The 20,951-nt window shown below is 75.8% G+C and carries 21 protein-coding genes and 1 other RNA gene; 15 read left to right on the forward strand and 7 right to left on the reverse strand.

Annotation, left to right across the window (positions count from 1 at the left end):
• Window positions 1-2 precede the first annotated feature (2 nt).
• Genes K6U79_02285 through K6U79_02315 form a run of 7 tightly spaced genes read left to right on the forward strand, consistent with a single transcriptional unit; the run spans window position 3 to window position 5,894 of the window.
• Window positions 3-575, forward strand: a complete 573-nt coding sequence (locus K6U79_02285) for a chemotaxis protein CheX (GenBank protein ID MCL6521190.1) — start codon at window positions 3-5, stop codon at window positions 573-575.
• Window positions 572-934, forward strand: coding sequence for a response regulator (locus tag K6U79_02290; protein MCL6521191.1), 363 nt, complete (start codon window positions 572-574; stop codon window positions 932-934). The genes K6U79_02285 and K6U79_02290 overlap by 4 nt, the downstream gene beginning before the upstream one ends.
• Window positions 931-2,040 (forward strand): chemotaxis-specific protein-glutamate methyltransferase CheB, encoded by a 1,110-nt coding sequence (gene cheB, locus K6U79_02295; GenBank protein ID MCL6521192.1) that lies wholly within the window; start codon window positions 931-933, stop codon window positions 2,038-2,040. The genes K6U79_02290 and cheB overlap by 4 nt, the downstream gene beginning before the upstream one ends.
• The gene (locus K6U79_02300; protein ID MCL6521193.1) at window positions 2,037-2,900 is read left to right on the forward strand and encodes a protein-glutamate O-methyltransferase CheR; all 864 of its coding nucleotides are present in this window, start codon (window positions 2,037-2,039) and stop codon (window positions 2,898-2,900) included. Before cheB ends, K6U79_02300 begins: the two co-directional genes overlap by 4 nt.
• Before the next feature lie 36 nt (window positions 2,901-2,936).
• Window positions 2,937-3,950: an HD domain-containing protein gene (locus tag K6U79_02305; protein ID MCL6521194.1), complete on the forward strand. Its 1,014-nt coding sequence runs from the start codon at window positions 2,937-2,939 to the stop codon at window positions 3,948-3,950.
• Complete coding sequence (locus K6U79_02310; GenBank protein MCL6521195.1) at window positions 3,839-5,152, forward strand: class I SAM-dependent rRNA methyltransferase; 1,314 nt, start codon at window positions 3,839-3,841, stop codon at window positions 5,150-5,152. Before K6U79_02305 ends, K6U79_02310 begins: the two co-directional genes overlap by 112 nt.
• A gap of 55 nt (window positions 5,153-5,207) precedes the next feature.
• Entirely contained in the window at window positions 5,208-5,894 is a 687-nt protein-coding gene (locus K6U79_02315) for a class I SAM-dependent methyltransferase (GenBank protein MCL6521196.1), read from the forward strand.
• Between the two features lie 21 nt (window positions 5,895-5,915).
• Here the strand turns inward: K6U79_02315 and K6U79_02320 are convergent, their stop codons facing one another.
• The 3 genes from K6U79_02320 to K6U79_02330 all read right to left on the reverse strand — a co-directional run bounded on the left by K6U79_02320 (window position 5,916) and on the right by K6U79_02330 (window position 8,558).
• On the reverse strand, window positions 5,916-6,911 hold the full coding sequence (locus tag K6U79_02320; protein MCL6521197.1) for a patatin-like phospholipase family protein: 996 nt from the start codon (window positions 6,909-6,911) through the stop codon (window positions 5,916-5,918).
• Between the two features lie 89 nt (window positions 6,912-7,000).
• Window positions 7,001-8,290 (reverse strand): radical SAM protein, encoded by a 1,290-nt coding sequence (locus K6U79_02325; GenBank protein MCL6521198.1) that lies wholly within the window; start codon window positions 8,288-8,290, stop codon window positions 7,001-7,003.
• Window positions 8,291-8,339: 49 nt separating this feature from the next.
• The gene (locus K6U79_02330) at window positions 8,340-8,558 is read right to left on the reverse strand and encodes a hypothetical protein (protein MCL6521199.1); all 219 of its coding nucleotides are present in this window, start codon (window positions 8,556-8,558) and stop codon (window positions 8,340-8,342) included.
• A 133-nt stretch (window positions 8,559-8,691) separates the two neighbouring features.
• On the opposite strand from K6U79_02330, the gene rnpB reads away from it, so the two are divergent.
• Window positions 8,692-9,040, forward strand: an RNA gene (gene rnpB, locus K6U79_02335) — RNase P RNA component class A.
• Window positions 9,041-9,100: 60 nt separating this feature from the next.
• Here the strand turns inward: rnpB and K6U79_02340 are convergent.
• A complete protein-coding gene (locus tag K6U79_02340) occupies window positions 9,101-9,373 on the reverse strand; it encodes a hypothetical protein (protein MCL6521200.1) in 273 nt (90 codons plus the stop codon).
• Between the two features lie 168 nt (window positions 9,374-9,541).
• On the opposite strand from K6U79_02340, the gene K6U79_02345 reads away from it, so the two are divergent.
• On the forward strand, window positions 9,542-10,033 hold the full coding sequence (locus tag K6U79_02345) for a phosphatidylglycerophosphatase A (GenBank protein MCL6521201.1): 492 nt from the start codon (window positions 9,542-9,544) through the stop codon (window positions 10,031-10,033).
• Window positions 10,034-10,058: 25 nt separating this feature from the next.
• Here K6U79_02345 and K6U79_02350 read toward each other — a convergent pair whose 3' ends face one another.
• The gene (locus K6U79_02350; GenBank protein ID MCL6521202.1) at window positions 10,059-13,643 is read right to left on the reverse strand and encodes a UvrD-helicase domain-containing protein; all 3,585 of its coding nucleotides are present in this window, start codon (window positions 13,641-13,643) and stop codon (window positions 10,059-10,061) included.
• A complete protein-coding gene (locus K6U79_02355) occupies window positions 13,621-16,650 on the reverse strand; it encodes a PD-(D/E)XK nuclease family protein (protein MCL6521203.1) in 3,030 nt (1,009 codons plus the stop codon). Before K6U79_02355 ends, K6U79_02350 begins: the two co-directional genes overlap by 23 nt.
• A 105-nt stretch (window positions 16,651-16,755) precedes the next feature.
• On the opposite strand from K6U79_02355, the gene K6U79_02360 reads away from it, so the two are divergent.
• Together K6U79_02360 and K6U79_02365 are read left to right on the forward strand one after the other, a co-directional pair.
• Entirely contained in the window at window positions 16,756-17,154 is a 399-nt protein-coding gene (locus tag K6U79_02360; protein MCL6521204.1) for a DUF309 domain-containing protein, read from the forward strand.
• On the forward strand, window positions 17,151-17,831 hold the full coding sequence (locus K6U79_02365) for a TetR/AcrR family transcriptional regulator (protein MCL6521205.1): 681 nt from the start codon (window positions 17,151-17,153) through the stop codon (window positions 17,829-17,831). Before K6U79_02360 ends, K6U79_02365 begins: the two co-directional genes overlap by 4 nt.
• On the opposite strand, the gene K6U79_02370 is transcribed toward K6U79_02365, so the two are convergent.
• Window positions 17,726-18,121, reverse strand: coding sequence for a DUF1805 domain-containing protein (locus K6U79_02370; protein ID MCL6521206.1), 396 nt, complete (start codon window positions 18,119-18,121; stop codon window positions 17,726-17,728). The genes K6U79_02365 and K6U79_02370 overlap by 106 nt on opposite strands.
• A 90-nt stretch (window positions 18,122-18,211) precedes the next feature.
• Here K6U79_02370 and K6U79_02375 point away from each other — a divergent pair, with 90 nt between their 5' ends.
• The 4 genes from K6U79_02375 (at window position 18,212) to K6U79_02390 (ending at window position 20,872) form a co-directional block, all read left to right on the forward strand.
• On the forward strand, window positions 18,212-19,195 hold the full coding sequence (locus K6U79_02375; protein ID MCL6521207.1) for a hypothetical protein: 984 nt from the start codon (window positions 18,212-18,214) through the stop codon (window positions 19,193-19,195).
• A gap of 26 nt (window positions 19,196-19,221) precedes the next feature.
• Complete coding sequence (locus tag K6U79_02380; GenBank protein ID MCL6521208.1) at window positions 19,222-19,851, forward strand: CBS and ACT domain-containing protein; 630 nt, start codon at window positions 19,222-19,224, stop codon at window positions 19,849-19,851.
• 54 nt (window positions 19,852-19,905) lie between these two features.
• On the forward strand, window positions 19,906-20,361 hold the full coding sequence (locus K6U79_02385; protein ID MCL6521209.1) for a CoA-binding protein: 456 nt from the start codon (window positions 19,906-19,908) through the stop codon (window positions 20,359-20,361).
• A 64-nt stretch (window positions 20,362-20,425) separates the two neighbouring features.
• The gene (locus tag K6U79_02390) at window positions 20,426-20,872 is read left to right on the forward strand and encodes a DUF2203 domain-containing protein (protein ID MCL6521210.1); all 447 of its coding nucleotides are present in this window, start codon (window positions 20,426-20,428) and stop codon (window positions 20,870-20,872) included.
• Window positions 20,873-20,951 lie beyond the last annotated feature (79 nt).

The raw sequence follows: 20,951 nt of genomic DNA on the forward strand, positions 1-20,951 counted from the left end.
GCATGGGCATCGACGAGCTGGCCCGCGCCGTCGACGAGGGGCTGCGGCAGGCCGGGCAGGCGCTCTCCGCCATGCTCGGCCAGCCGGTGGAGTGCCGCCCGGAGGCGGTGCGGCGCGTGGGTGGACGTGAGCTGGAAGCGCTGATGGCGGGCCTGGAGGAGCCCGTGGAGGCGGTCTGCATCGACGTCCAGGGCGGCCTGGGCGGGACGGCCCTCCTGGCCTTCACGGCCGACTCCAGCCGCGAGCTGGTGGGGGCGCTGACGGGCGAGGCGCCGGAGGGCGATCTGGGCGAGATGGGGCGTTCGGTGCTGGCGGAGGTGGGCAACGTGACCGTCACGTCCTTCCTCAACGTGCTGGGCGAGAGGACGGGGAGCGTCACCGCGCCGTCGGTGCCGGAGGTGCTGGAGGCGCCGCTGGCGGCCGTGCTGGAGCGGGCGGCGGGTTCCCTCGGGGGCGGCGGGCAGGGTTCGCCCTGGCTCCTCTGCCGGGCGCGCTTCGAGGCCGCCGGCCGGCGCGTGCTGGCGCAGCTGGCCTACCTGCCGCAGCCGGCCCGCGTGGAGGGGGAGCCCGCATGAGCCGGGTGCTCGTCGTCGACGACTCGCAGTTCGTGCGCATGCGCACGGCCAAACTCCTGCGCGAACACGGCCACGAGGTGCTGGAGGCCGGCAACGGGCGCGAGGCGGTGGAGCTCTACGGGCGCGAGCGGCCGGACCTGGTCCTCCTCGACATCACCATGCCGGAGATGGACGGGCTGACGGCCCTGCGCGAGATCCTGGCCGCCGACGCGGGGGCGCGGGTGGTGATGTGCACGGCGCTGGCCCAGAAGGCGACGGTGCTGGAGGCCATCAAGGCCGGCGCCAAGGACTTCCTGGTCAAGCCCTTCGAGCCCGAGCGCGTCCTCCAGTCGGTGGAACGCTGGGGGAGCCCCCGGTGAGCGCCGGGGCGGGGGGCCCGGGGCCGGGGCCGTCCGCGGCGGCCGGGGCACGCCCGGGGAGCCGCCCGGTCCGCCTGATCCTCGTCGACGACTCGCGCTTCTTCCGCGCCCGGGTGCGGCGGGCGCTGGAGGCGACGGGCCGCATCCAGGTGGTGGCGGAGGCCGGAGACGGCGACGAGGCGCTGGAGCGGGCGGCGGACACGCCCGCCGACGTCCTCACGCTGGACATCGAGATGCCGCGCGTGGACGGCCTGACGGCCCTGGGGCGGATCATGCGCGAGCACCCGCTGCCCGTGGTGATGCTCTCCAGCCGGACGCGCATCGGCGCCGAGGCGACGGTAGAGGCGCTCCGCCTGGGCGCCATCGACTTCGTGCCCAAGCCCGACGGCCTGGAGCCCGACGGCTTCCGCGGCATGGTGGAGCAGCTGAGCCGGCGCGTCCTCCTGGCGGCCACCGCGGGCCTGGGCCGCTCCGGCCTGCGGCGGGCCGCCGCCCCGCCGGCGCCGCCGGCCCGCCGCCTGCCCGCGGGCGGCCCGGCCGAGCGGCTGGTGGTGATCGGCTCCTCCACCGGCGGCCCGCAGGCGCTCTACCGGCTGATGCCGCGCTGGCCGGCCGAGCTGGACGCCGGCCTGATCCTTGTCCAGCACATGCCGCCCGGCTTCACACACTCGCTGGCGGAGGGGCTGGACCGGGTGGCGCCCGTCGGCGTCCACGAGGCGGAGGAAGGCGAGACCGTGCGCGCCCGCCAGGCGCTGGTGGCGCCGGCCGGGCGCCATCTCCGCCTCTCGCCCGCGCGCCGGGTGCGCCTGGACGACGACCCGCCGCAGCACGGGGTCCGCCCCAGCGTCGACCCCACGCTGGAGAGCGCTGCGGCCGTCTGGGGTCCCCGGCTGGTGGCCGTCATCCTGACCGGCATGGGCTCCGACGGCACGCGCGGGGCGGCGGCGGTCCGCGCCGCGGGCGGCCACGTCATCGCCCAGTCCGAGGCCAGCTGCGTCGTCTACGGCATGCCGCGCTCGGTGGTGATGGCCGGCCTGGCGAACCGGGTGGTCGACCTGGAGGCGATCCCGCAGGCGCTGGCGCAGGTGCTGGGGGAGAGGCCGTGAGCGGCCGCAGGGAGACGGAGGGGATCCGCGAAGGCGAGGCCGCCTTCAGCGAGGTCGAGTGGCGCGGCTTCCTGGCGGCCTACCGCCGCCTGACCGGCCAGGACTTGGCCGCCTACCGGCGCGAGCAGCTGGAGAGGCGGCTGCGCGGCGCCGTGGCGCGGCTGGGGGGCGGGGATCTGGCTGGCCTCGTGGCGCGCATGGAGCGCGAGGAAGCGGTCCTCCGCCAGGTGGTCAGCTTCCTGACCATCCACGTCTCGGGCTTCTTCCGCAATCCGGAACAGTTCGAGCGCCTCCGCCGACACTGGATCCCGCGCGTGCGCGGGCAGGGGCAGGTGAGCGTCTGGTCGGCCGGCTGCGCCAGCGGACCGGAGCCGTACTCGCTGGCCATCCTCCTGGCCGAGGCCGGCCTGCTGGAGCGGAGCCGGATCCTGGCCACCGACGTTGACGACGTCGCCCTCGCCCGGGCCCGGGCCGGCGAGTACGCCGAGGAGGAGCTGGCGGGGCTGGACGCGCGGCGCAGGGCCGCCTGGCTGGAGCGGCTGCCTTCGGGCCTCCACCGCCTGCGCGGCGAGCTGCGCCGGGCCGTCCGCGTCGAGCGGCACGACCTGCTGACCGACCCGCCGCCGGGCCGCTTCGACTTGGTCCTCTGCCGGAACGTGCTCATCTACTTCACGCCGGAGGGGAAGGAGCGCGCGCTGGGCGGCCTGGCGGAGGCGCTCCGGCCGGGGGGCTGGCTGCTGCTGGGGAGCACGGAGAGCCTCTACGATCCGGGGCGCTTCGGGCTCCGGCCGGTCGGCCCCTTCCTGTACGAGGCGGGCGAGACTAAGCTGGGGCTGGACCCGAGAGGGGAGCGGATCTGACTGCTGCGTCTGCCCGTGGAACAGGTGGAGGCTCCGGTGACGCTGCGCGAGCCCGTCTACGACGCCAAGGGCCGGCTGCTGGCGGCGCGCGGCGCCGCGCTGGACCGGGCGGGGGCGGAGCGGCTGCGGGAGCGCGGCGTCCGCCACGTCTACGTGGAGGCCGCCGGCTTGGAGGACGTCCAGCCCTACGTCCCGCTCAGCCTCAAGCTGCAGCAGCAGGTGCTGGACTGGGCAGAGGAGGCCTGGCAGGCGGTGCTGGCAGGCCCGCGCCCGCTCCCGCCCGAGCCGGCTCCCTCCCTGGCGGCGGCCGTCGTGGAGGAGCTGGCCGCCGCGCCGCGGGGCATCGCCCTGCCCGAGCCGGACGTGGCCGCCCCCTGGTACGCGCGCCGGGCGCTCCACGCGGCGGTGGGGGTGGCGGTGCTGGCCCTGGGCCGGCTGGGCGCCCGGGCCCGCGACGACCTGGTGCTGGCCGCCCTCCTCCACGACGCCGGTCTGGCGCTCCATCCGGTGGACGACCCGCGCCACGTGGAGGCCGCGCTGGCCCTGATGGAGCCGCCGCTGGCCTGGCCCGCCCGCGCCCGCGCGGCGGTCGCCCAGCACCACGAGCGCTACGACGGCTCCGGCTTCCCGCGCGGGCTGCGGGGGGAGGCCATCGACCCGGGCGCGCGCATCCTGGCGGTGATCGACACCTATATCGACCGCATCCACCCGGCCGAGGGGGAGGGGATGCCGCCCCACGAGGCGGTGGAGTACGTGCTGGCGGCGGCCGGCTACGACCTGGACATGGAGGTGGCGGCGGCCTTCGCCGACCTGGTCGTCCCCTACCCGGAAGGAAGCCTGGTCCGCCTGGGCGACGGCCGCCCCTGCGTGGTGGTGCGCGCGCCGCAGGGGGTGCGCGCGCGCCCGGTGGTGCGCGAGATCCGCTGGCGCGAGGGCCGCTGGGAGGGGCTGCCAGAGCGGACGATGGACCTGAGCGAGGCGGAGCATCGCACGTTGCTCATCGCCGGCCCCGTCTCGCGGGGCGGCGCGGGAGAGGGGCAGCCGGCGTGAGTCGCGACGGCGAGGCGCTCCGCGCCCGCCCGCTGGTGCGCGTCTCCACCTCCGCCGCGCGGGCGTTGCGGGAGGGGCGGGCCTGGGTCTACCGCGACGAGGTGCTGGAGGCGGAGGCGGGAGCCGCGCCCGGCCAGGTGGTCCGGCTCCGCTCGCAGCGCGGCCGCGACCTGGGATGCGGCTTCTTCAACCCGCGCTCGCAGCTGGCGGTCCGCCTGCTGGACCCGGACCCGTGGGCGCGCATCGACGCCGCCTGGTTCCGGCGGCGCCTGGAGGCCGCCTGGCGGTACCGGCGCGAGAGGCTGCCGGAGGCCGACGCCTGCCGCCTGGTCTTCGCCGAGGCCGACGGCCTTCCCGGCCTGATCGTCGACCGCTATGGGCCGGTGGTGGTGGTGGGCTTCCTGGCGGCGGGGCTGGAGCCCTTCCGGGAGGCGATCCTCGACCAGCTGGAGGAGATGCTGGCGCCGGAGGCGGTGGTGGAGCGGGAGGAGGCGGCGATCCGCCGGCGCGAGGGGCTGCCCTCCCGCTCGGGCGTGCTGCGCGGGCGGCTGCCGGAGGCGATCCGGATCCGCGAGGGGTCGCTCCGCTTCCTCGTGGACGTGCTGGGTGGACAGAAGACGGGCTGGTTCCTCGACCAGCGCGAGAACCGGCTGCGCGTGGCCGCCCTGGCCGCCGGGCGGCGGGTGCTGGACATGTTCACGCACACCGGCGGCTTCGCCCTGCAGGCGGCGGCCGGGGGCGCAGAGCAGGTGGAGGCCTGGGACAGCTCGGGCCCCGCCCTCGAGCTGGCCCGGGCCAACGCCGAGGAGAACGGGTTGGGGGAGCGGGTCCGCTTCCTGGAGGGGGACGCCTTCGCGGTCCTGCGGGAGAAGGTGGCCTCCGGCGCCCGCTACGACCTGGTGGTGCTCGACCCGCCGGCCTTCGCGCGCAGGACGGCCGACCTGGACGGCGCCTACCGGGGGTACAAGGAGATCAACCTCCAGGCCATGCGGCTCCTGGCGGCGGGCGGCCTCCTGGTCAGCTGCAGCTGCTCGCAACCGGTGCGCGCCGAGATGTTCGAGCAGATGCTGGTCGACGCGGCCGCCGACGCGGGTGCCTCCTTCCGCCTGCTGGAGCGGCGCGGGGCCTCCCCGGATCATCCGGTCCGGCTCGGGCACCCCGCCTCCGACTACCTCAAGTGCTTCGTGCTGGAGAGGTTGTGAGGGAGACCGCGGGACGGGCGGCGGCCCGCCCGGGCGAGGGGAGATGGGAAGGCTCGTGCAACTCTCGCCGAGGCTCTTGGCGATCGCCCGCCAGGTGCCGCCCGAGCGGGTGGTGGCCGACGTGGGCACCGACCACGCGCTGCTGCCGGTCTACCTGGTCTCCACCGGCATCGCGCCCCGGGCCATCGCCGTGGAGCTTCGCCGCGGGCCGCTGGACCAGGCGCTGCGCAACGTGCAGAGCTTCGGGCTCGCCGGCCAGGTGGAGCTGCGCCAGGGCGACGGGCTGGAGGCGCTGGCCCCGGGCGAGGCCGAGGTGGGCGTCATCGCCGGCCTGGGCGGAGACCGGATCGTGGAGATCCTGGAGGCGCGCCCCGAGGTGCGCGCCAGCATCCCCTGCTGGGTGCTCCAGCCCATGAGCCACGCAGGCGGTCTGCGGCGCTGGCTGGTCTCCCACGGCTACCGCCTGGCCGACGAGGAGCTGGTGGCCGAAGGCGGGCACGTCTACGAGGTGATCCGCGCCGAGCCCGGGCGCGAGCCGCCGCAGGAGGCGCTGATCATGGAGATCGGCCCGCGCCTCTGGGAGCGGAGGGAGCCGCTGCTCGCCCCGCTTCTCCGCCGGCGGCTCGAGGAGGTGGAGGCCCGCCTGGCCCGCCCCGCGGCCGCGGCCCAGGCCGGGCGGGGAGGCCTGGAGCGGCTGGCCGCGCGCCTGGCCGAGATGCTGGCCGAGCTCTCCCCGCGTTGAGGGGAGGGCGGCGGGGAGCCGTCAAGAGGTCTGGAGCGGCCGCTCCGGGCGCCCCGCGGCCGGTCCGGCCGGCCCTGCGGCGCCCAGCGCGCGCCGCAGGGCGGGCAGCGCCCGGCGTGCTTCCTCGTAGCCCTGCCGGATGATCTCCGCCGCCGAGGCGAAGTCGGTCAGGCCCGCCTCGCGCACCCTGGGCCGCAGCACCAGCGTGGCGTGCCGCTCCACGGTCGGCCGCGTCAGCGCCTCGCCCATCAGCTCGATGGCCTGCACGCCCACGTCGAAGGCGCTGCGCACGGGCCGACCTCCCGCGAAGCCCAGGTCGACGGCCACGACCACGCGCGCGCCCATGGCGCGCACCACGTCCACCGGCACGGCGTCCAGGACGCCGCCATCCACCAGGAGGCGTCCCTCCCAGATGAGCGGTTCGAAGAGGCCGGGGATGGCGGTGCTCGCCCGCACCGCCTCGGCGACGGAGAGGCGGGGCCCGGGGGCGGCGTCTTCCAGGCTGCGAGCCAGCACCCGCGCGCGGACGGGCGAGGCGAAGACCACACGCCGGCCGTGCGTCAGATCGGTGGCCACCACGGCCAGCGGAACCTCCAGCTCCTCGAAGCGGCGCCGGCCGAGCCACTCCTCCAGCAGCCGGCGAAGTCTCTCGCCGCGGATCAGTCCCAGCGGATAGGGGGGCAGCCAGTCGTTGGGCAGGCGGGCCCGCCCCAGCAGCCAGCGCGCCAGTGCGGCGCCCAGACGCGCCGGCCCCACCGCCAGGTCGTAGAGCCGTCGCGCCTCCAGCGAGCGGGCCAGCGACTCCATGGCCTCCGGGCTCCAGCCGGCGGCATAGAGCGCTCCGACCACGGCGCCCATGCTGGAGCCGGCCAGCAGCCCGGGGGGCAGGCTTGCCTCCACCAGCGCCTTGAGCACGCCCACATGGGCCAGGCCGCGCAGCCCGCCCGCGCCCAGCGCAAGGCCGAGGGCGGGGCGTGCCGGCGCCCGCCCCGCAGCGCGCCATGCGACGGCCGACACCGCCCTACCTCCCCGGGGCAGCCTATGCGGCGGAAGCCGAGGCGGGCGGCCAGAGGACCGCCCGCCGGGAAGCCGCCCGACCGGCCGGCCTAATAGACGAACTCGCGCAGGTCGTAGAGGGAACGGCGCGGTCCGCGCGGCCAGCGCGGTGCGCGAATGGCCTCGTCCAGTCGCCGGCGCTGCTCCTCCAGCTCGGCCTCGTCCAGCCGCCGGATCGACTGGGCGTCCATGGCCCGCTGGTAGGGAAGGCCCGGGATTTCGACGATGGGCGAGTAGTAGATCAGGTCCTCCGGCCCCAGCTCCATCTGGTTGATCAGCTCCGCCGTCGCCGACACGTGCTCCTCGGCGTAGGCCTCGCCCCCGGCGCCGAGGAGGAGGATCAGCCCCACGGCCAAGCCGGCGCGGTGGAGGTTGCGCACCGCCTGCAGGGCGTAGGAGGGCCTCCCGGGTTTGTGCAGGAAGCGGCTGAGCGCCTCGCTCCCGGTCTCCACACCCAGGTAGACGCGGCGCAGGCCTGCCGCCGCCAGCGCCTCCAGCTCCGCCACCGACTTCTCGCGCGTGTGGAAGAGGTCTTGAAAGACGTAGAACCCTTCGTAGGTGCCGGGATGGCTCTCCACGTAGCGGATGCGCTCGGCCGCCGTGGCACCCGGCGCCAGCGGGAAGACGGAGGACGCCTCCGCCATCCAGTGGAGGAGCCGATCCGTGGGCGCCATCAACGCGTTGCCGTCGCCGAGGAAGAGCGTCCGCCGGCCCAGCGCCGTGCCGCCCAGGAAGCGGCGCACCGCCGCCACGTGGCGGCGGAACTCGTCCACCGTCTTGGCGGCGAAGGGCCGGTCGCGGTAGAGGTCGCAGAAGGCGCACTTGTTGTACGAGCAGCCAGTGGTCGCCTGCAGGTAGACCGCCCGGTACTGGTCCGGCGGCAGGATGGAGACAGGCTGGTAGACCTCCAGGAAGCGCCGCACGTCCTCCTCCAGCCGCCTCTCGTCCCACGCCAGCGCCCGCTCCAGCCAGGGCCGCGCCAGCTCCTCCGGCGGCAGGGCGGCCTCGCGCAGGAGGTGCGCCACGCGCGGGGGCAGCTCCCAGCGCAGCTGTCCGTCGCCGTGCTCCAGCTGGCGCTGCGCCTCCCCGGCCAGCTCGGCCGTCACCCCGGCCAGGCGGGCCCGCTCGCCGGGCGAGAGCGCGCGCAGGCGCTTGCGGGAGGCACCGTCCTCCTCGGTGACGGCCTTCTCTACGACCTGGCCCGAGAGGCCGCGCTGGTAGACGACGCCGTCGAGGAAGAGGGTGGTCCACCGCCCCTCGCGATCGAAGGCGACGATGCGCCGGTGATCCCGGCTCAGGGTGAGCGTGTCCGGCTTGATGCTCAGCGTCAGTTCCGCCATGGCCCCACCGCCTCGGCTTCGGTTCCGGCTCGGCGGCCGCCCGGGAGGCTCAGCGACCGGGCGCGGCCTCCTCGTTCTCCTCCAAGATCTGCAGGTCGGCGTCGAAGCGGACCGAACGGCGCACGCCGTCGGCTTGGTAGACGATGCGGTAGAGGCCGTCGCCCAGGGAGCGGAGATCGACCACCTCACCGCGGCGCCCGAGCAGCTGCAGGACGGTGTCCGGTTCGCAGTAGGCGTTATGAATGTAGACCCCGTTCAGCGCCGCCACCTCCGCATGTGCAGGATCCTTCCGCAGGTCATGATACCCTCGCGGACCGGTGCCGTCGCGGCGGGAGGAGCCTGGCTCTCCAGCCTCCTCCTGCCGTTGACCGCCCCGCCCGGTGGGGGAAGAATAGCCTCGGCGAGTTGTCCAGGCGGTCGCGCGCGCTCCGGCGCGCGAGGAAAGTCCGAGCAGCGCAGGGCAGGGTGCCGGGTAACACCCGGTGAGGGCGACCTCAAGGAAAGTGCCACAGAGACCAGACCGCCGGTCGGGCGGTGAGCCGGCCGGCAAGGGTGAAACGGTGCGGTAAGAGCGCACCGGGGCTTGGGCGACCGGCCCGTCATGGCAAACCCCACCCGCTGCAAGGCCGAATAGGGGAGGGATGAGGCGGCCCGCGGACCTCCCGGGTTGGCCGCACGAGGCGCCGGGCGACCGGCGTCCCAGATGGATGACCGCCCACGACAGAACTCGGCTTACGGGCAACTCGCAGGCCGGCCGGCGGGGACCCCCCCGCGCAGGCCGGCCGCACGCTTGCCGCGCGCCGCGCCGGATCAGTGGGCCGGCCGGTGCTCGGAGCCCACGACGGGCGCGGCCTCGGCGCTCTCCGCGAACCGGGCGGCCTCCGCGGGGAGGCAGTGGGGGCAGGGCCGGAACTTCTCCTGCAGGGCGGCCTGAAGCGAGTCGGGGATGAAGCCGACGGCCTTCCCCTGGCGGAGCGCCTCCAGCGTTCCGCACTCCGGCCGCTCGTTGAGCAGGTCGTGCACGAGCCGGCTTCCTGTCTCTCCGAGAAAACGTTGCGTGGAACGGCTGGGTACGGCGTGCACGTCGGGCACCTCCTCGAGGATCGCAGGTATGGCCAGCCGCCCGTCCCTTCCCGAGTGTAGCGCGCCGCCGGATGGCAGGCACCGCCATGGCCGCCCCGGGCGGCGACGATAAAATGGGGGCGGGGTGAGACGGTGGCCACGGCGGAGGAACGCCTGGACGGAGACGGGATGCGGGCGCTGGCCGAGGCTTGGCTCGCCCGCCGGGGCGTCACCCTGGAGGCCGTCGCCGAGCTGGTACTCGAGCTTCAGGCCAAGTATGTCCCGGGTCTCACCCTGGAGGCCTGCCGGGAGAGCGTGGAGCGCGTCCTGGAGAAGCGTGAGGTGCAGAATGCCATCTTCACCGGCATCGCCCTGGACGAGCTGGCCGAACGCGGCCGGATCGCCCAGCCCCTGGGGGCCATGCTCCGCCGCGACGACTCGCTCTACGGCATCGACGAGGTCTTGGCCCTCTCCATCACCAACGTCTACGGGTCCATCGGCCTGACCAACTTCGGCTACCTCGACAAGACCAAGCCCGGCGTGATCGGCCGCATCAACAACGACACCCGACACGTCAACACCTTCCTCGACGACCTGGTCTCGGCCCTGGCGGCGGCGGCGGCCGCCCGCATCGCCCACGCCGCGCGCGACGGCGATCGGCCGCGAAGCGACGGTCTCTGAGGGGACGGCCGGCGGGCGCCGGCGCTCAGCCGGAAGACGGAGCGGCGGCGGGGCAGACCGGCCGGAAGCCGCAGCCCGGGCAGGAGGCGGCGCGACCGGGGTAGTCGTCGGCCGTCCGCGCCTCGCCGAGCCTTTCCAGCAGGGCGTCCAGCCCTTCGCCCGCGCGGCGGAGAACGGCTCCGTCCGACGGCAGGAGCGTCCTCCCGCCGCTGGCCAGCCAGGCCACCTCCACCCGTTCCAGCGGCGCCTCCAGCGCCTCCGGCGCCATGCGCGCGTAGGCGGCCAGCTGGTAGGCGTACCCTTCCAGCGCCCGCTCCTCCTCGCCGGGACGGAGGCGATCGGTCTTGAAGTCCAGGACGACCAGCCGCCCCCGGTCGTTGATCCAGGCCCGGTCCAGGCGCCCGCTGAGCAGCCATCCTCCCGCCCGGGCGACCAGCGGCAGCTCGCGCCAGAGCCGGCCGGCCCGCTCCGCCTCCGCCTGCTCCAGGAAGCCGGGCGAGTCGAGGTAGCGCTGCAGCTCCGCCTCCATCCGGGGGAGTTCGGCCTGCACACCTTCCTCCGCCAGACCGAGAAGCCGGGCCTGGCGGCGGATCACCTCCCGCAGGACCGGCCCTCCGCCGGCGCCGGGGGCGGCCGGGAGCGCCTCCAGCACGGCGTGGACCAGCGCGCCGCGCTCGGTGCCGGAGAGGAGGCCGGCCCGCGACGGTCCCCGCGCGTCACCCCTCGGGCCGGCCTCCGAGGGCGCCGGGGGTTCCGGCCAGCCGCGCACGTAGAGGTAGTAGAAGAGCCGGGGGCAGCGGTGCCAGACGTTGAGCGCCGTCACGGGCAGCGGCTGGCGGCGGTCCGGCTGCTCCGGGGCCCGGTCCGTCGCGGGCGGGGCCGGGGCGGGAGCGGCCGCGGCCGGGACGACCGGCTCCGGCCGGACCGGTCCCCCCGGGGGGGCCGGTTCCGCCTCCGGCTCCAGGCGGCTGAGGCGGACGGTGGCGACGACCCCGGTGACGGGGTCCTCCAGCCTGCGCTCGGAGGGGAGGGGATCGCCCGCGCCCAGCTCCAGCGCCCACCAGAGCCACTCGAACCAACTCTGCATGGAGTCGGGATGGCGGGCCGTGTCGGGGCCGTGGCCGCGGCCGGAGGGCGACGCGCTGAGCCAGAGGTAGTCGCGCGCGCGCGTCATGGCCACGTAGAGCAGGCGCTTCTCCTCCGCCACGGCGGCCTTTCGCTCCTCCGCCTTCAGCCGGCCGTAGAGGCTCTGCTCGCCCGCCGCCTGCAGGGGCAGCGCGAGGCCCGCCTCGCGGCGGTAGAGCGGGCCCGCGCGGCGACCGCCGTGCAGGGAGCGCTCGAGGCGGGGCAGGATCACCCAGGGGAATTCCAGGCCCTTGGCGGCATGGACGGTCAGCAGGTGGACGGCATCGGCGGCCTCGGCCTGGGGTGCCGGTTCGCCCTGGCGGTCCATCGCCAGGAGCGCCTCCAGCTCCTCCGACACCTCCTCCGGCGTCACCAGGCCGCGCGCCTCCAGCGAGGCCACGCGCCCCAGGAAGGCCTCCACGTTGGCCAGGCGGCGGCCGCTGTCGGCGAAGGGCTCGAAGGTGGCGAGGTAGCCCGATTCGACCAGCGCCTCCTCCAGCAGGCCGGAGAGGGGGCGGCGCGGCAGCTCTTCCAGCCAGGTCGTCAGGTGGCGCTGTGCCTCGGCCAGCCCCCGGCGGTCGTCCTCGGCGAGGCCGGGGTCGCGCAGCGCCGTGCCCGCCTCCAGCGCGTGCCAGAGCGTGGCGGCGGGCTCTCCCGCCTCGCGCAGCCGGTCGCGGGCCCGGACCAGCCAGGTGATGCCGGCGTCGCTGACGGCGAAGAAGGGCGAGCGGAGCAGCGCCGCCAGCGCCAGCTCGTCGGCCGGGTTGCGCAGCCAGCGGACGAGGCGGAGCAGGTCGCGCACCTCCTCGCGCTGGAAGTAGCCGCGTCCCGCCCCCACCACGAAGGGGACACCCGCCTCGCGCAGCGCTTCCTGCCAGGGAAGGAGGTCGCCCAGGGCGCGCGCCAGCACGGCGAAGTCGCCGTAGCGCGGCGGCCGTCCCTCCGGGGAGGCCGCATCGCGGCGCACCAGCGGGCGGCCGGACCGCACCACGCGGAGGATGGCGGCCGTCCAGTGGCGCGCCTCGCGGCGGCTCCTCTCCGCCTGCGGGAGCGGCTCCGCGGGCGGTTCCAGCAGGAGAAAGAGCAGCCGCGGCTCCCCCTCCCCCTCCGCCTCCGGCGCGGCCGGACGGGCGGGACGGGCTGCCTCGAAGACCACGCCGTCGCCGCCGTCGGCCAGGAGGCGGGCGAAGAGCCGGTTGACGAAGGCGATGAGGCGCGGCTCGCTGCGGAAGTTGTGCGGCAGGGCGAGGCGCCGCCCGCCGGCTTGCTCCAGCTCGCGCGAGGCGGCGGCGAAGACGCGCACGTCGGCGCCGCGGAAGCGGTAGATGGACTGCTTGGCGTCGCCCACCAGGTAGAGCTCGCCCCGCGCCGGCCAGCCCGTCAGCAGGCGGAAAAAGGACCACTGGAGGCGGTCGGTGTCCTGGAACTCGTCGACCAGGACGGCGCGAAAAGGCGGCGGCGCGCCCGCGGCGGCGCGTCGCTCGAGGAGCTGTAGCGCGCGCACCAGCAGGTCGTCGAAGTCCACCGCCTCGCGCTCCGCCTTGGAACGGGCATAGGCCTCGTCCACCGCCTCCAGCGCCGACAGGAAGCCGGGCGCCAACCCCATCCAGATCAGGTCGCCGGCGAGGCCCTCCAGCTCCTCCGCGAGCTCGCGCAGGCGCCGCATGCCCGCCTGCAGGGGGCGTGCCACCGAGCCGGCGGCGAGGCGGCGGGCGGCCTCCAGCAGCCCGGCCGGACCGTCGGGGCCGGCTTCGGGCGAGGCCAGGCGCTCGGCCAGCCGCCCCAGCGTCGGCGCCAGCGCCTCCAGACGCTCGAGGCGCTCCCGGCTGGCGGATGGCAGGTCGCGGCGAGGCAGCGCCAGCAGCCCGTCCACGGTGGCGACGAGCTCGCCCGCGAGCCGTCCGGCCTGCCGCCGGCGCTCCTCCAGGGCGGCCAGCGTCTGCCGCCGCGCCTCGGCGGGCGTGCTCCGCTCCCGGCCGAGCAGCGCCAGGCTCTCCAGGAGCCACTCCAGCGTCCGCTCCGGCCCCAGTTCCGCCACCGCGGAGGCGGTCTCGGCGTCTGTGCCCACGGCGGCGTGGAGCGCCTCGACGGCCGCCTTCCTGCGTAGGATCGCCGCCTCGTCCTCGTCCAGCACGCGGAAGCCCGGAACCAGTCCCGCTTCCAGCGGAGCCTGGCGGAGGAGACGCGCGGCCAGACTGTGGATGGTGCCCACCCAGGCGCGCTCGGCGAAGCGCTCCGCCAGCTCGTGCGAGCGCGGGTCGCCGCGCCGGGCCAGCTCCTGGCGGAGGCGGAGGCGCAGCTCGGCGCCGGCGCGCTCGGTGAAGGTGACGGCCGCCACATGCTCGGGTTCCAGCCCCCGGTCGAGCAGGCGGAGGAAGCGGGCGACCAGCACCGCCGTCTTCCCCGATCCGGCAGCGGCCCCGACCACCGTGCTGCCCGCGCCGCCGATGGCGGCGCGCTGCTCATCCGTCCACTCGGCTTCCACCGGCTGCCGCCTCCCTGCTCGTCTCCCACCAGCTGCGCTTGGCGCCCAGGCGCGCCGGCTCCACGCGGCAGACCTCGGCCGCCGGGCAGCCGGGCGGGCAGTCCGCCGCCGGCAGGACCGGGAAGCGACCGGCCTGGATGGCCACCCCCACCAAGGCCAGGCGTTCGGGCAGCCGCTCCAGCAGCTCCCGCCAGAGGGCGTCCGGCAGATAGCCGGGCTCCGTCCTCCCCAGGTCCACCAGCCGCCGCGCCTCCAGGCGCCAGAGACCGCGGCGCACGTCCAGGTCGCGCAGGTTGTACCAGGCGGCGCCCAGCACCCGCCGCGACGGCTGGCGCTGCTCCCAGGCCAGCGCGTAGGCCGGCAGCTGCACGTCCCGCAGCTCCAACACCGCCCGCGCGTCGCGGTCGGAGCGCTTGTAGTCGTAGATGACCACCTCGCCGTCGCCGCCGTCCACCCGGTCGGCGCGCCCCGGCAGCCGCCAGGCGCGACCGTCGGCGCCCGTGAAGGAGAGTTCGAGCTCCGCCTCCACCGCCAGCGGCCGCAGGTCGTAGCCCGCGCGCGCGCGGCCGGCCTCCGCGCGCAGCCAGGCCTCCAGGAGGCGCCGGAGCGAGCGCCGCGCGCCCTCCACCGCCGCCGGCGGCGGCAGCGCCCGCGCCGACCAGTCGTCCAGGAGCGCCTCCAGCTCCGCTTCCGCCCGCCGTCGGACCGGCTCGCCCTCCAGCTCCGCCAGGGGACGCCCCAGCAGGGGGCGGAGCAGCGACGCCAGCAGCCGGTGGAGCAGGTTCCCCTCGTCCAGCGGCGTCAGCGCTTGTGCGGGTACCGGAGGGGTGCGGAGCCGCCACTCGTGGACGACCAGAAACTGGAAGGGGCAGGTGAGGTAGGCGTTGACCGCCGTCACGTCCAGATGGGCCCCGCCCTCGTGGCGCGCCGTAAGGTAGGCGACGAGCCGCCGGTCGCCCTCCAGCCAGCCCTGCCAGGCGTCGAGGCGCGGCGAGCGCCGGCTGCGCTCGGCCCTGCGGCGGCGCTCCAGCGAAGCGGGATCCGGTCCGCGGCCGCACGCCAGGGCCGCGCGCAGGGGCGTGGCGAAGGGGGGAGGAGCGGTCGCCTCCGTCTCCGCCACCGGCGGCAGGAGCGTGGAAGGCTCCAGGGGGCTGGCGCCCTCGAAGCGGGGCAGGCTGAACCAGAGCTCCGCGCCGGCGGCGCAGGCCGCCCGGAAGAGGAAGCGCTCCCTGAGGCGCAGGCTCTCCCGGCTCTCGAGGCGGAGGCCGCGACGGCGGAGCCGCTCCCGCAGCTCCTCGCCCAGCAGACCGTCGGGATGGTAGGCTTGCGGCCAGCCACCCTCGTGCAGGCCGAGGAGGACGAGGCGGCGGACCGGCAACCCGCGCAGCTCCGAGGGATGGACCAGGCGGGGGGCCCGGGGACTCTCCGCCGGACGTCGCACCGCGGCCAGGGAGAGCGCCTGGCCCAGCTGCTCCAGGAAGCGTCCACCCTCCATCGCCTCGTCGCCTTCCACCCGCTCCAGGCTCCGCTGGAACTCCCGGAGGCTCTCCCATTCCTGCGCACGCAGCGAGCGCTCCCCGGGCTCGCGTGCCGCCAGGACGTCCGGCGCCCCCATCGCCTCCGCCAGTTGCAGCAGGCTAGCCAGGAGCCTCGAGGGGCGGCCGCCTGCGGGCACGGCCTCCTCCAGCCGGCGGCGCAGCGCCGACCACCCGCCCACGAGCGCCTCCCAGGGCAGCAGGCGCAGCTCCGGGTCGGCGCCGGCGGTGGCCGCCCGCACCTGCAAGCGAGCGGACCAGTCGCCGTCGGGCGCCTCGCCGGCCGCCGCCAGGGCGGCAAGCAGAAGGGAAGGATCGCCGGCCGGCGCCCAGAGCCGGCTACGCAGGAGCGAGGCGGCGGCTCGGGCGCCGGGGCGCCAGCGCAGGCGGGCGAGGTCCAAGAGGGCGCGGCCGGAGGGCGTCCGGTCGAGGCGCTCCTCCCGTGCCGGTGCCGGCAGGCCGTGGGCCCTGCAGGCGCGCGCCAGCGCCTCCAGGTAGAGGCCCGGCGTACGTGCCACCAAAAGCGTCTCCTCCGGCTCCTCGGCGGTTAGCGCCAGCGCCTGCCCCACCTCCTCGCTCCGGTCGGCGGGACGGAGGAGGCGCGGCGGCGTGGCGCCGTCCGGGCCGGGGCCGTCTTCCTCCCCGGAAGGCCAGGCCGGCGCCTCCTCCGGCGCGAGCCCGTCCGGGTCGAAGAGCGGCGCGAAGGAGGCGAGCGCGCGGCGGTCCGCCTCGTCGGCCGGATCGCCCGCCCAGAGGAGGAAGGACTCTTCCACCTCCGCACCCGAGACGGCCGCCAGGAGGCGCGCCTGCGCGGGCGTCAGGTCGTGGAAGCCATCCAGCACCAGCCGCAGGGGGACGTGCCGCCCGCCGGCCCCGCCGGCCGTCCGCCGGCGTGCGGCGGCCAGCCGGGCGGCCACCAGGTACTCCGCGGCCCCGTCGCGCAGGTCCGCCCGCTCCAGCTCCTCGCGGTAGCGGCGGTAGAGGCCGGCCAGAAGCTCCGCCGGCAGAGGGGGCTCGCGGCCGGCCTCCGCGCGGGCCTCCCGCAGGAGCCGCTCCAGCTCCGGTGGCTCCGCGCCCGCCTGCTCCAGCTCCAGGAAGAGCCCGCCCAGGGCCACCGCCAGGTGCGGGCGATCCCCGTGCCCGGCCAGCGGCCCGGCCTCACCCGCCGCCTCCAGCTCGCGGACCAGTCGCCCCACCAGCCAGGCCCGCGCCGCCTCGTCGAGCGGCCGGAGCGCCCGGCCCTCCACCGCCAGCACGCGCCCGGCCAGCTCGTGCAGGGTGGCCAGACGCCCGCGCAGAAAGAGCGGCGGCCTCTCGGCCCACTCCCGCTCCGCCTCCCGCCGCAGCGCGGCGGTGGCGGCCAGCCAGAGCCACTGGCCCGCGGGCGGCTCGGAGGCCATGCGCGCCAGGAGCCAGCCGACCGCCCGGCGGCGATCCCCCGGCCGGAGGGCGGGGAAGAGATGCCAGGCCATACGCACATCACCTCCAGCCCGCCAGCAGTGCTTCGCGACGCGCAGGCGCCCCCCTCTCGCCAGGTGGTGCTAGGATCGGTGCATAGGCGGGGGTGGGGTGCGCGCGTGAAGGGCTGGCCGGAGGCCTACGTCCGCTTCGTCGAGCTCTTCAATCAGGGCCGTTACTTCGAGAGCCACGAGGTGCTCGAGAAGCTCTGGCTCCGCGCCGGGCGGGACCGCTTCTACCAGGCGCTGATCATCCTGGCGGCCGCCCACGTCCACGCCGGCCGCGGCAACTTACGGGGCTTCCGCAGGCACCTGGAACAGGCGGCGGCCATGCTGGAGGGCTATCCGCCCCGTTTCCGGGGGCTCGACGTGGACGGGCTGCGGGGCTGGATTCGGCGCACGCTGGAGCGCTTCGGGGCCGCGCCCGAAGCGCTGCCGGAGGCCGCGGCCGCGCCCCCGACGCTGGAGCTCTCCCCTCCGGGCAGCGCGGCGGAGGTGCAAGAGGGGGAATCGCCGTGAAACTTTCGCTGCCTTCCTATGGGGCGCCCGACGAGGTGCGGGAGCGGATCTTCCGGAGTGCGACCCGCCTCTTCGCCCAGCACGGCTTTGCGGGCGTCTCCGTGCGCGCCATCGCCGAGGCGGCCAACACCACCAAGCCGATGATCTACTACTACTTCGGAAACAAGGAGCAGCTCTACCGGACGGTGGTCACCGAGCACCTGGAGCGGTTGGCCCAGGCGACGGAGGCGGCCCTGGCGCGAGCGCGTACGCTGGAGACGGGCATCCGGCGCTTCGTCGTCGTCTACCTGCGCTATTTCACAGGCTACGGGCCTTCCATGCAGATCGTGGCGCGGGAGATGTTCGGCTTCGGGGAACAGCCGCTCCGGGAGGTCCGGCTCCTCTACTTCGGCCGTCTCGTAGGCACGTTGAGCGGTTTCGTGCAGCGCTTCCTGCCGCGCGCGCCGGCGCGGGAGGCGCGCGCCGGCGCGCTGACCATCCTGGGCATCGTCAATATCTTCCTGGTCCAGCGGCTGGTGGAGAGCCAGGGCCACCTGGATGTGCGGCGTGTGCTCGAGCAGGTTCTCCGGGTCTACCTGCCCGCCTTCGGGGTACGCTCCGGCTCCTGGCCCGGGCTCCCGGCGGGGGCGCCGGCCGATCCGCTGGCGGGCGCGGGAGCCGCGGTGGAGACCAGATAGCGGGCCGCCTCCCGCCCCAGCATCCCGGGCCGCAGGCCGGCCGCCATGGCCTCGCGGGTGACCGACTCCAGCGGCGCCTCGAGGAGTTCGGAGACGGTGCGCACGCCCACGGCGCGGCCGGCCAGGATGCGCCGCCCGGCCAGACGGTCGTCGAGCAACGCCACGTCCAAGGCGCCGCACATCAGGTAGCCGCGGTCTCCCGCCAGCACGGCCAGGTGGGTGCGGGGGAGCTCGATCTCGATGCCGGTGAGGCCGACGCCGTCGATCACGACGGGAAAGAGCCTGACCACGACGCTCCACCTCCGGTCCCGGGGGCTGCCTTCCCCCGCGGGCCGGTATATTCGCCGCCTGCCGGTGCGGTGAGCGAAGGCGGTGGTGGCATGGCCGCGCATGTCGTCCTGCTCTTCGTAGACGGCGTCGGCGTCCCCGCCGAGGCGCAGGACAGCCCGCTGGCCGACCCGGCCCTGCCCACGTGGCGGCTGCTGGGCGGCGACGCGCCGCCGTCCGGGCGCCGACCGCGTCCGGGATCGCTGGCGACGCTGGTCCCGGTGGACGCGGGCCTGGGCGTGCCGGGTCTGCCCCAGAGCGCCACCGGCCAGACCACCATCCTCACCGGTGTCAACGCCGCGGCACGCCTGGGCCACCACCGCGGCGGCCAGCCGACGCCCACGCTGATCCGCCTCCTGCGCGCCGACAACCTCTTTCTGCGCCTGCGTGCCGCGGGCCGGAGCGTGGCCTGGGCCAACGCCCACCCCGCCGACTACGAGGCGTGGTTCGAGCGCTTCCGCCAGCTCTGGCACTCCCAGGAAGCAGAGCACCGCCGCGTCGACCTCCGCCTCCGTCCGCCCGACCCGCGGCGCCCGCCCTGGCTGCGGCCTTCCGCCAGTGCCTGGGCCGCTGACGCCGCCGGCCTGCGGCCGCGCGGCCCGGCCGAGGCCGAGGCGGGGCTGGCCATCCCGCACGACCTGGGCCCGGATCCCCGAGAGGCCGGCCGCCGGCTCGCCCGGCTGGCCCGCCTCCACCACCTGACCTACTTCGAATACTGGCTGACGGACCAGGCCGGTCACCTGCAGGCGGCCAACCTCGTCCGGAGCCGGCTGGCGGATCTGGATGCCTTCCTGGCGGCCTTCCTGGAGGAGGTCGACCTGGCCGAGACACTCCTCCTGGTCGTCAGCGACCACGGCAACGCGGAGGACCTGCGCAGCCGCCGCCACACCGCCAACCCGGCGCTGGTGGCGCTGGCCGGCAGCGACCGGGAAGCGCTGGCCGGCCGGCTGGGGGGCCTGGCGGACGTGGCGGGGGTGGTGGAGGAGGCGCTGGGTCTATCCGGCCCGCGACCGATTGCGGCGGTTGGAGGAGGCTGAGGGAAGATCGGAACGGGGGGAACGAGATGCGCGTGGAGGATGTGATGAGCCGTCCGGTGGTCACCGTCGGCCCGGGAACCAGCCTGCGCGAGGCGTGGGAGCTGGTGCGCAGCCGCGGCTTCCGCCACCTGCCGGTGGTGGACGGGGGCCGCCTCGTGGGCATCCTCTCGGACCGCGACCTGCGCGACGCGGCGCCGTCGTCGCTGGAGAGCCGGCCTGAGACCGTCACCTTCGACCGCACGCCGGTCCGCTACGTGATGATGACGCCGGTGGAGACGGTGGGCGCCGGCGAACCCGTCGAGGAGGCTGCGGCGCTGATGCTGGACCGGAAGGTGAGCGCCCTGCCGGTGGTGAACGACCAGGGGGATCTGGTCGGCATCGTCACCACCAGCGACCTGCTCCGCCACCTGGCCGAGCTTACCGGCGTCCTGGCGGGCGGCAGTTCGCGCATCGCCGTCCACCTGCGCCGGGATCCGGGGGCCCTGGCCCGGCTGGGTGCCGCGCTGGAGCGGGCCGACCGTTGCGTCCTCAGCATGCTGAGCCAGCCGGAGGGCGACGGCTGCAGGGTGATCCTCCGCCTGGAGGGCATCGACCCGCGCCCGGCCGTCCGCGAACTCCGGCAGGCCGGTTTCGAGGTGGAGTGGCCGGAGGCATGAACGGGGCGGGCCGGTTCGCCGGCACCATCCCGGCCTCCGGGAGGAGGTGGCTCTATGGCAGAGTCGTCGCCGGCCGGCGCGGCCGGCTGGTCCAACCCCGACGATGGCGCGATCCGGGAACTATTGCGCGAGGCCCGGACGGTCGCGGTCGTGGGCCTCTCGCCCAAGCCGGAGCGGCCGAGCCACGGTGTGGCGCGTTACCTGCAGGAGCACGGCTACCGCATCATCCCGGTCAACCCCGGCCATGCGGCGATCCTGGGCGAGATCTGCTATCCCAGCCTCCAGGCGATCCCTGCGGAGGTGCAGGTCGACGTGGTCGACGTCTTCCGCCGGCCGGAGGAGGTCCCGGGCGTGGTCGAGGAGACGCTTCGCCGTGGCGGCGTCCGCGCGCTCTGGCTGCAGCTGGGCGTCATCGCCCCGGAGGCGGCGCGGCGGGCGCGCGAGGCCGGCCTCTTGGTGGTCATGGACCGCTGCATGAAAGTGGAGCATGAACGACTCCTGGGGGCCTAGCGGGCCCCTGGCCGGCCGGTGGCGGCACCGCGCTATAATGCAGCCCAGCGGAAGGAGGTCGGTGGTGGGCTACCGCTACTTCACGGTCGCCGAGGCGAACGCGCTCCTGCCCCTGTTGGAGGATCGCATCCTGCTGCTGCAGCGGCTTTTGCGCGAGGGGCGGCAGCATGCGGAGGCCAGCGAGCGGATCCGCGCCGTCGGACGGCGCGCCGACGGGCGCCTGATCATGCAGGCGGACTATCGCCTCGAGCGGCAGGCCGTGCGGCAGCTGCTGCGCGAGGGGCGGGGCGTGGTGGCGGAGCTGGAGGCGCTGGGCTGCCAGCTGCGCGACGTCGAGACCGGCATCGTCGACTTCCCCACCCTCCTGGAGGGGCGCGACGCCATGCTCTGCTGGCAGATTGGCGAAAGCTACGTCGGCCACTATCATGGGGTGCACGACGGTTTCGGTGACCGGAGGCCGCTGGCCCCGGAGTCGCACAGCCTCCCCGCGGGGCGCCGCCGCCCGCGCTAGGCCCGCCCGGCGTGCCGGCGGGCGGGGGATCAGGCGGGCCCTCGGGTGCGTGGGCCGCCGAGCCTGGAGGGAGGGGTCG

It is taken from the genome of Bacillota bacterium, assembly GCA_023511835.1.
In the GTDB taxonomy this organism is placed as follows: Bacteria; Bacillota; Sulfobacillia; order JAIMAT01; family JAIMAT01; genus JAIMAT01.

Bases quoted from the DNA above. Each gene is read 5' to 3' on its own strand.
- K6U79_02285 (MCL6521190.1), top strand. From the start codon at position 3: ATGGGCATCGACGAGCTGGCCCGCGCCGTCGACGAGGGGCTGCGGCAG.
- K6U79_02290 (MCL6521191.1), top strand. From the start codon at position 572: ATGAGCCGGGTGCTCGTCGTCGACGACTCGCAGTTCGTGCGCATGCGC.
- K6U79_02325 (MCL6521198.1), bottom strand. From the start codon at position 8,290: ATGGCGGAACTGACGCTGAGCATCAAGCCGGACACGCTCACCCTGAGC.
- K6U79_02345 (MCL6521201.1), top strand. From the start codon at position 9,542: ATGCGGGCGCTGGCCGAGGCTTGGCTCGCCCGCCGGGGCGTCACCCTG.
- K6U79_02355 (MCL6521203.1), bottom strand. From the start codon at position 16,650: ATGGCCTGGCATCTCTTCCCCGCCCTCCGGCCGGGGGATCGCCGCCGG.
- K6U79_02375 (MCL6521207.1), top strand. From the start codon at position 18,212: ATGGCCGCGCATGTCGTCCTGCTCTTCGTAGACGGCGTCGGCGTCCCC.
- K6U79_02380 (MCL6521208.1), top strand. From the start codon at position 19,222: ATGCGCGTGGAGGATGTGATGAGCCGTCCGGTGGTCACCGTCGGCCCG.
- K6U79_02385 (MCL6521209.1), top strand. From the start codon at position 19,906: ATGGCAGAGTCGTCGCCGGCCGGCGCGGCCGGCTGGTCCAACCCCGAC.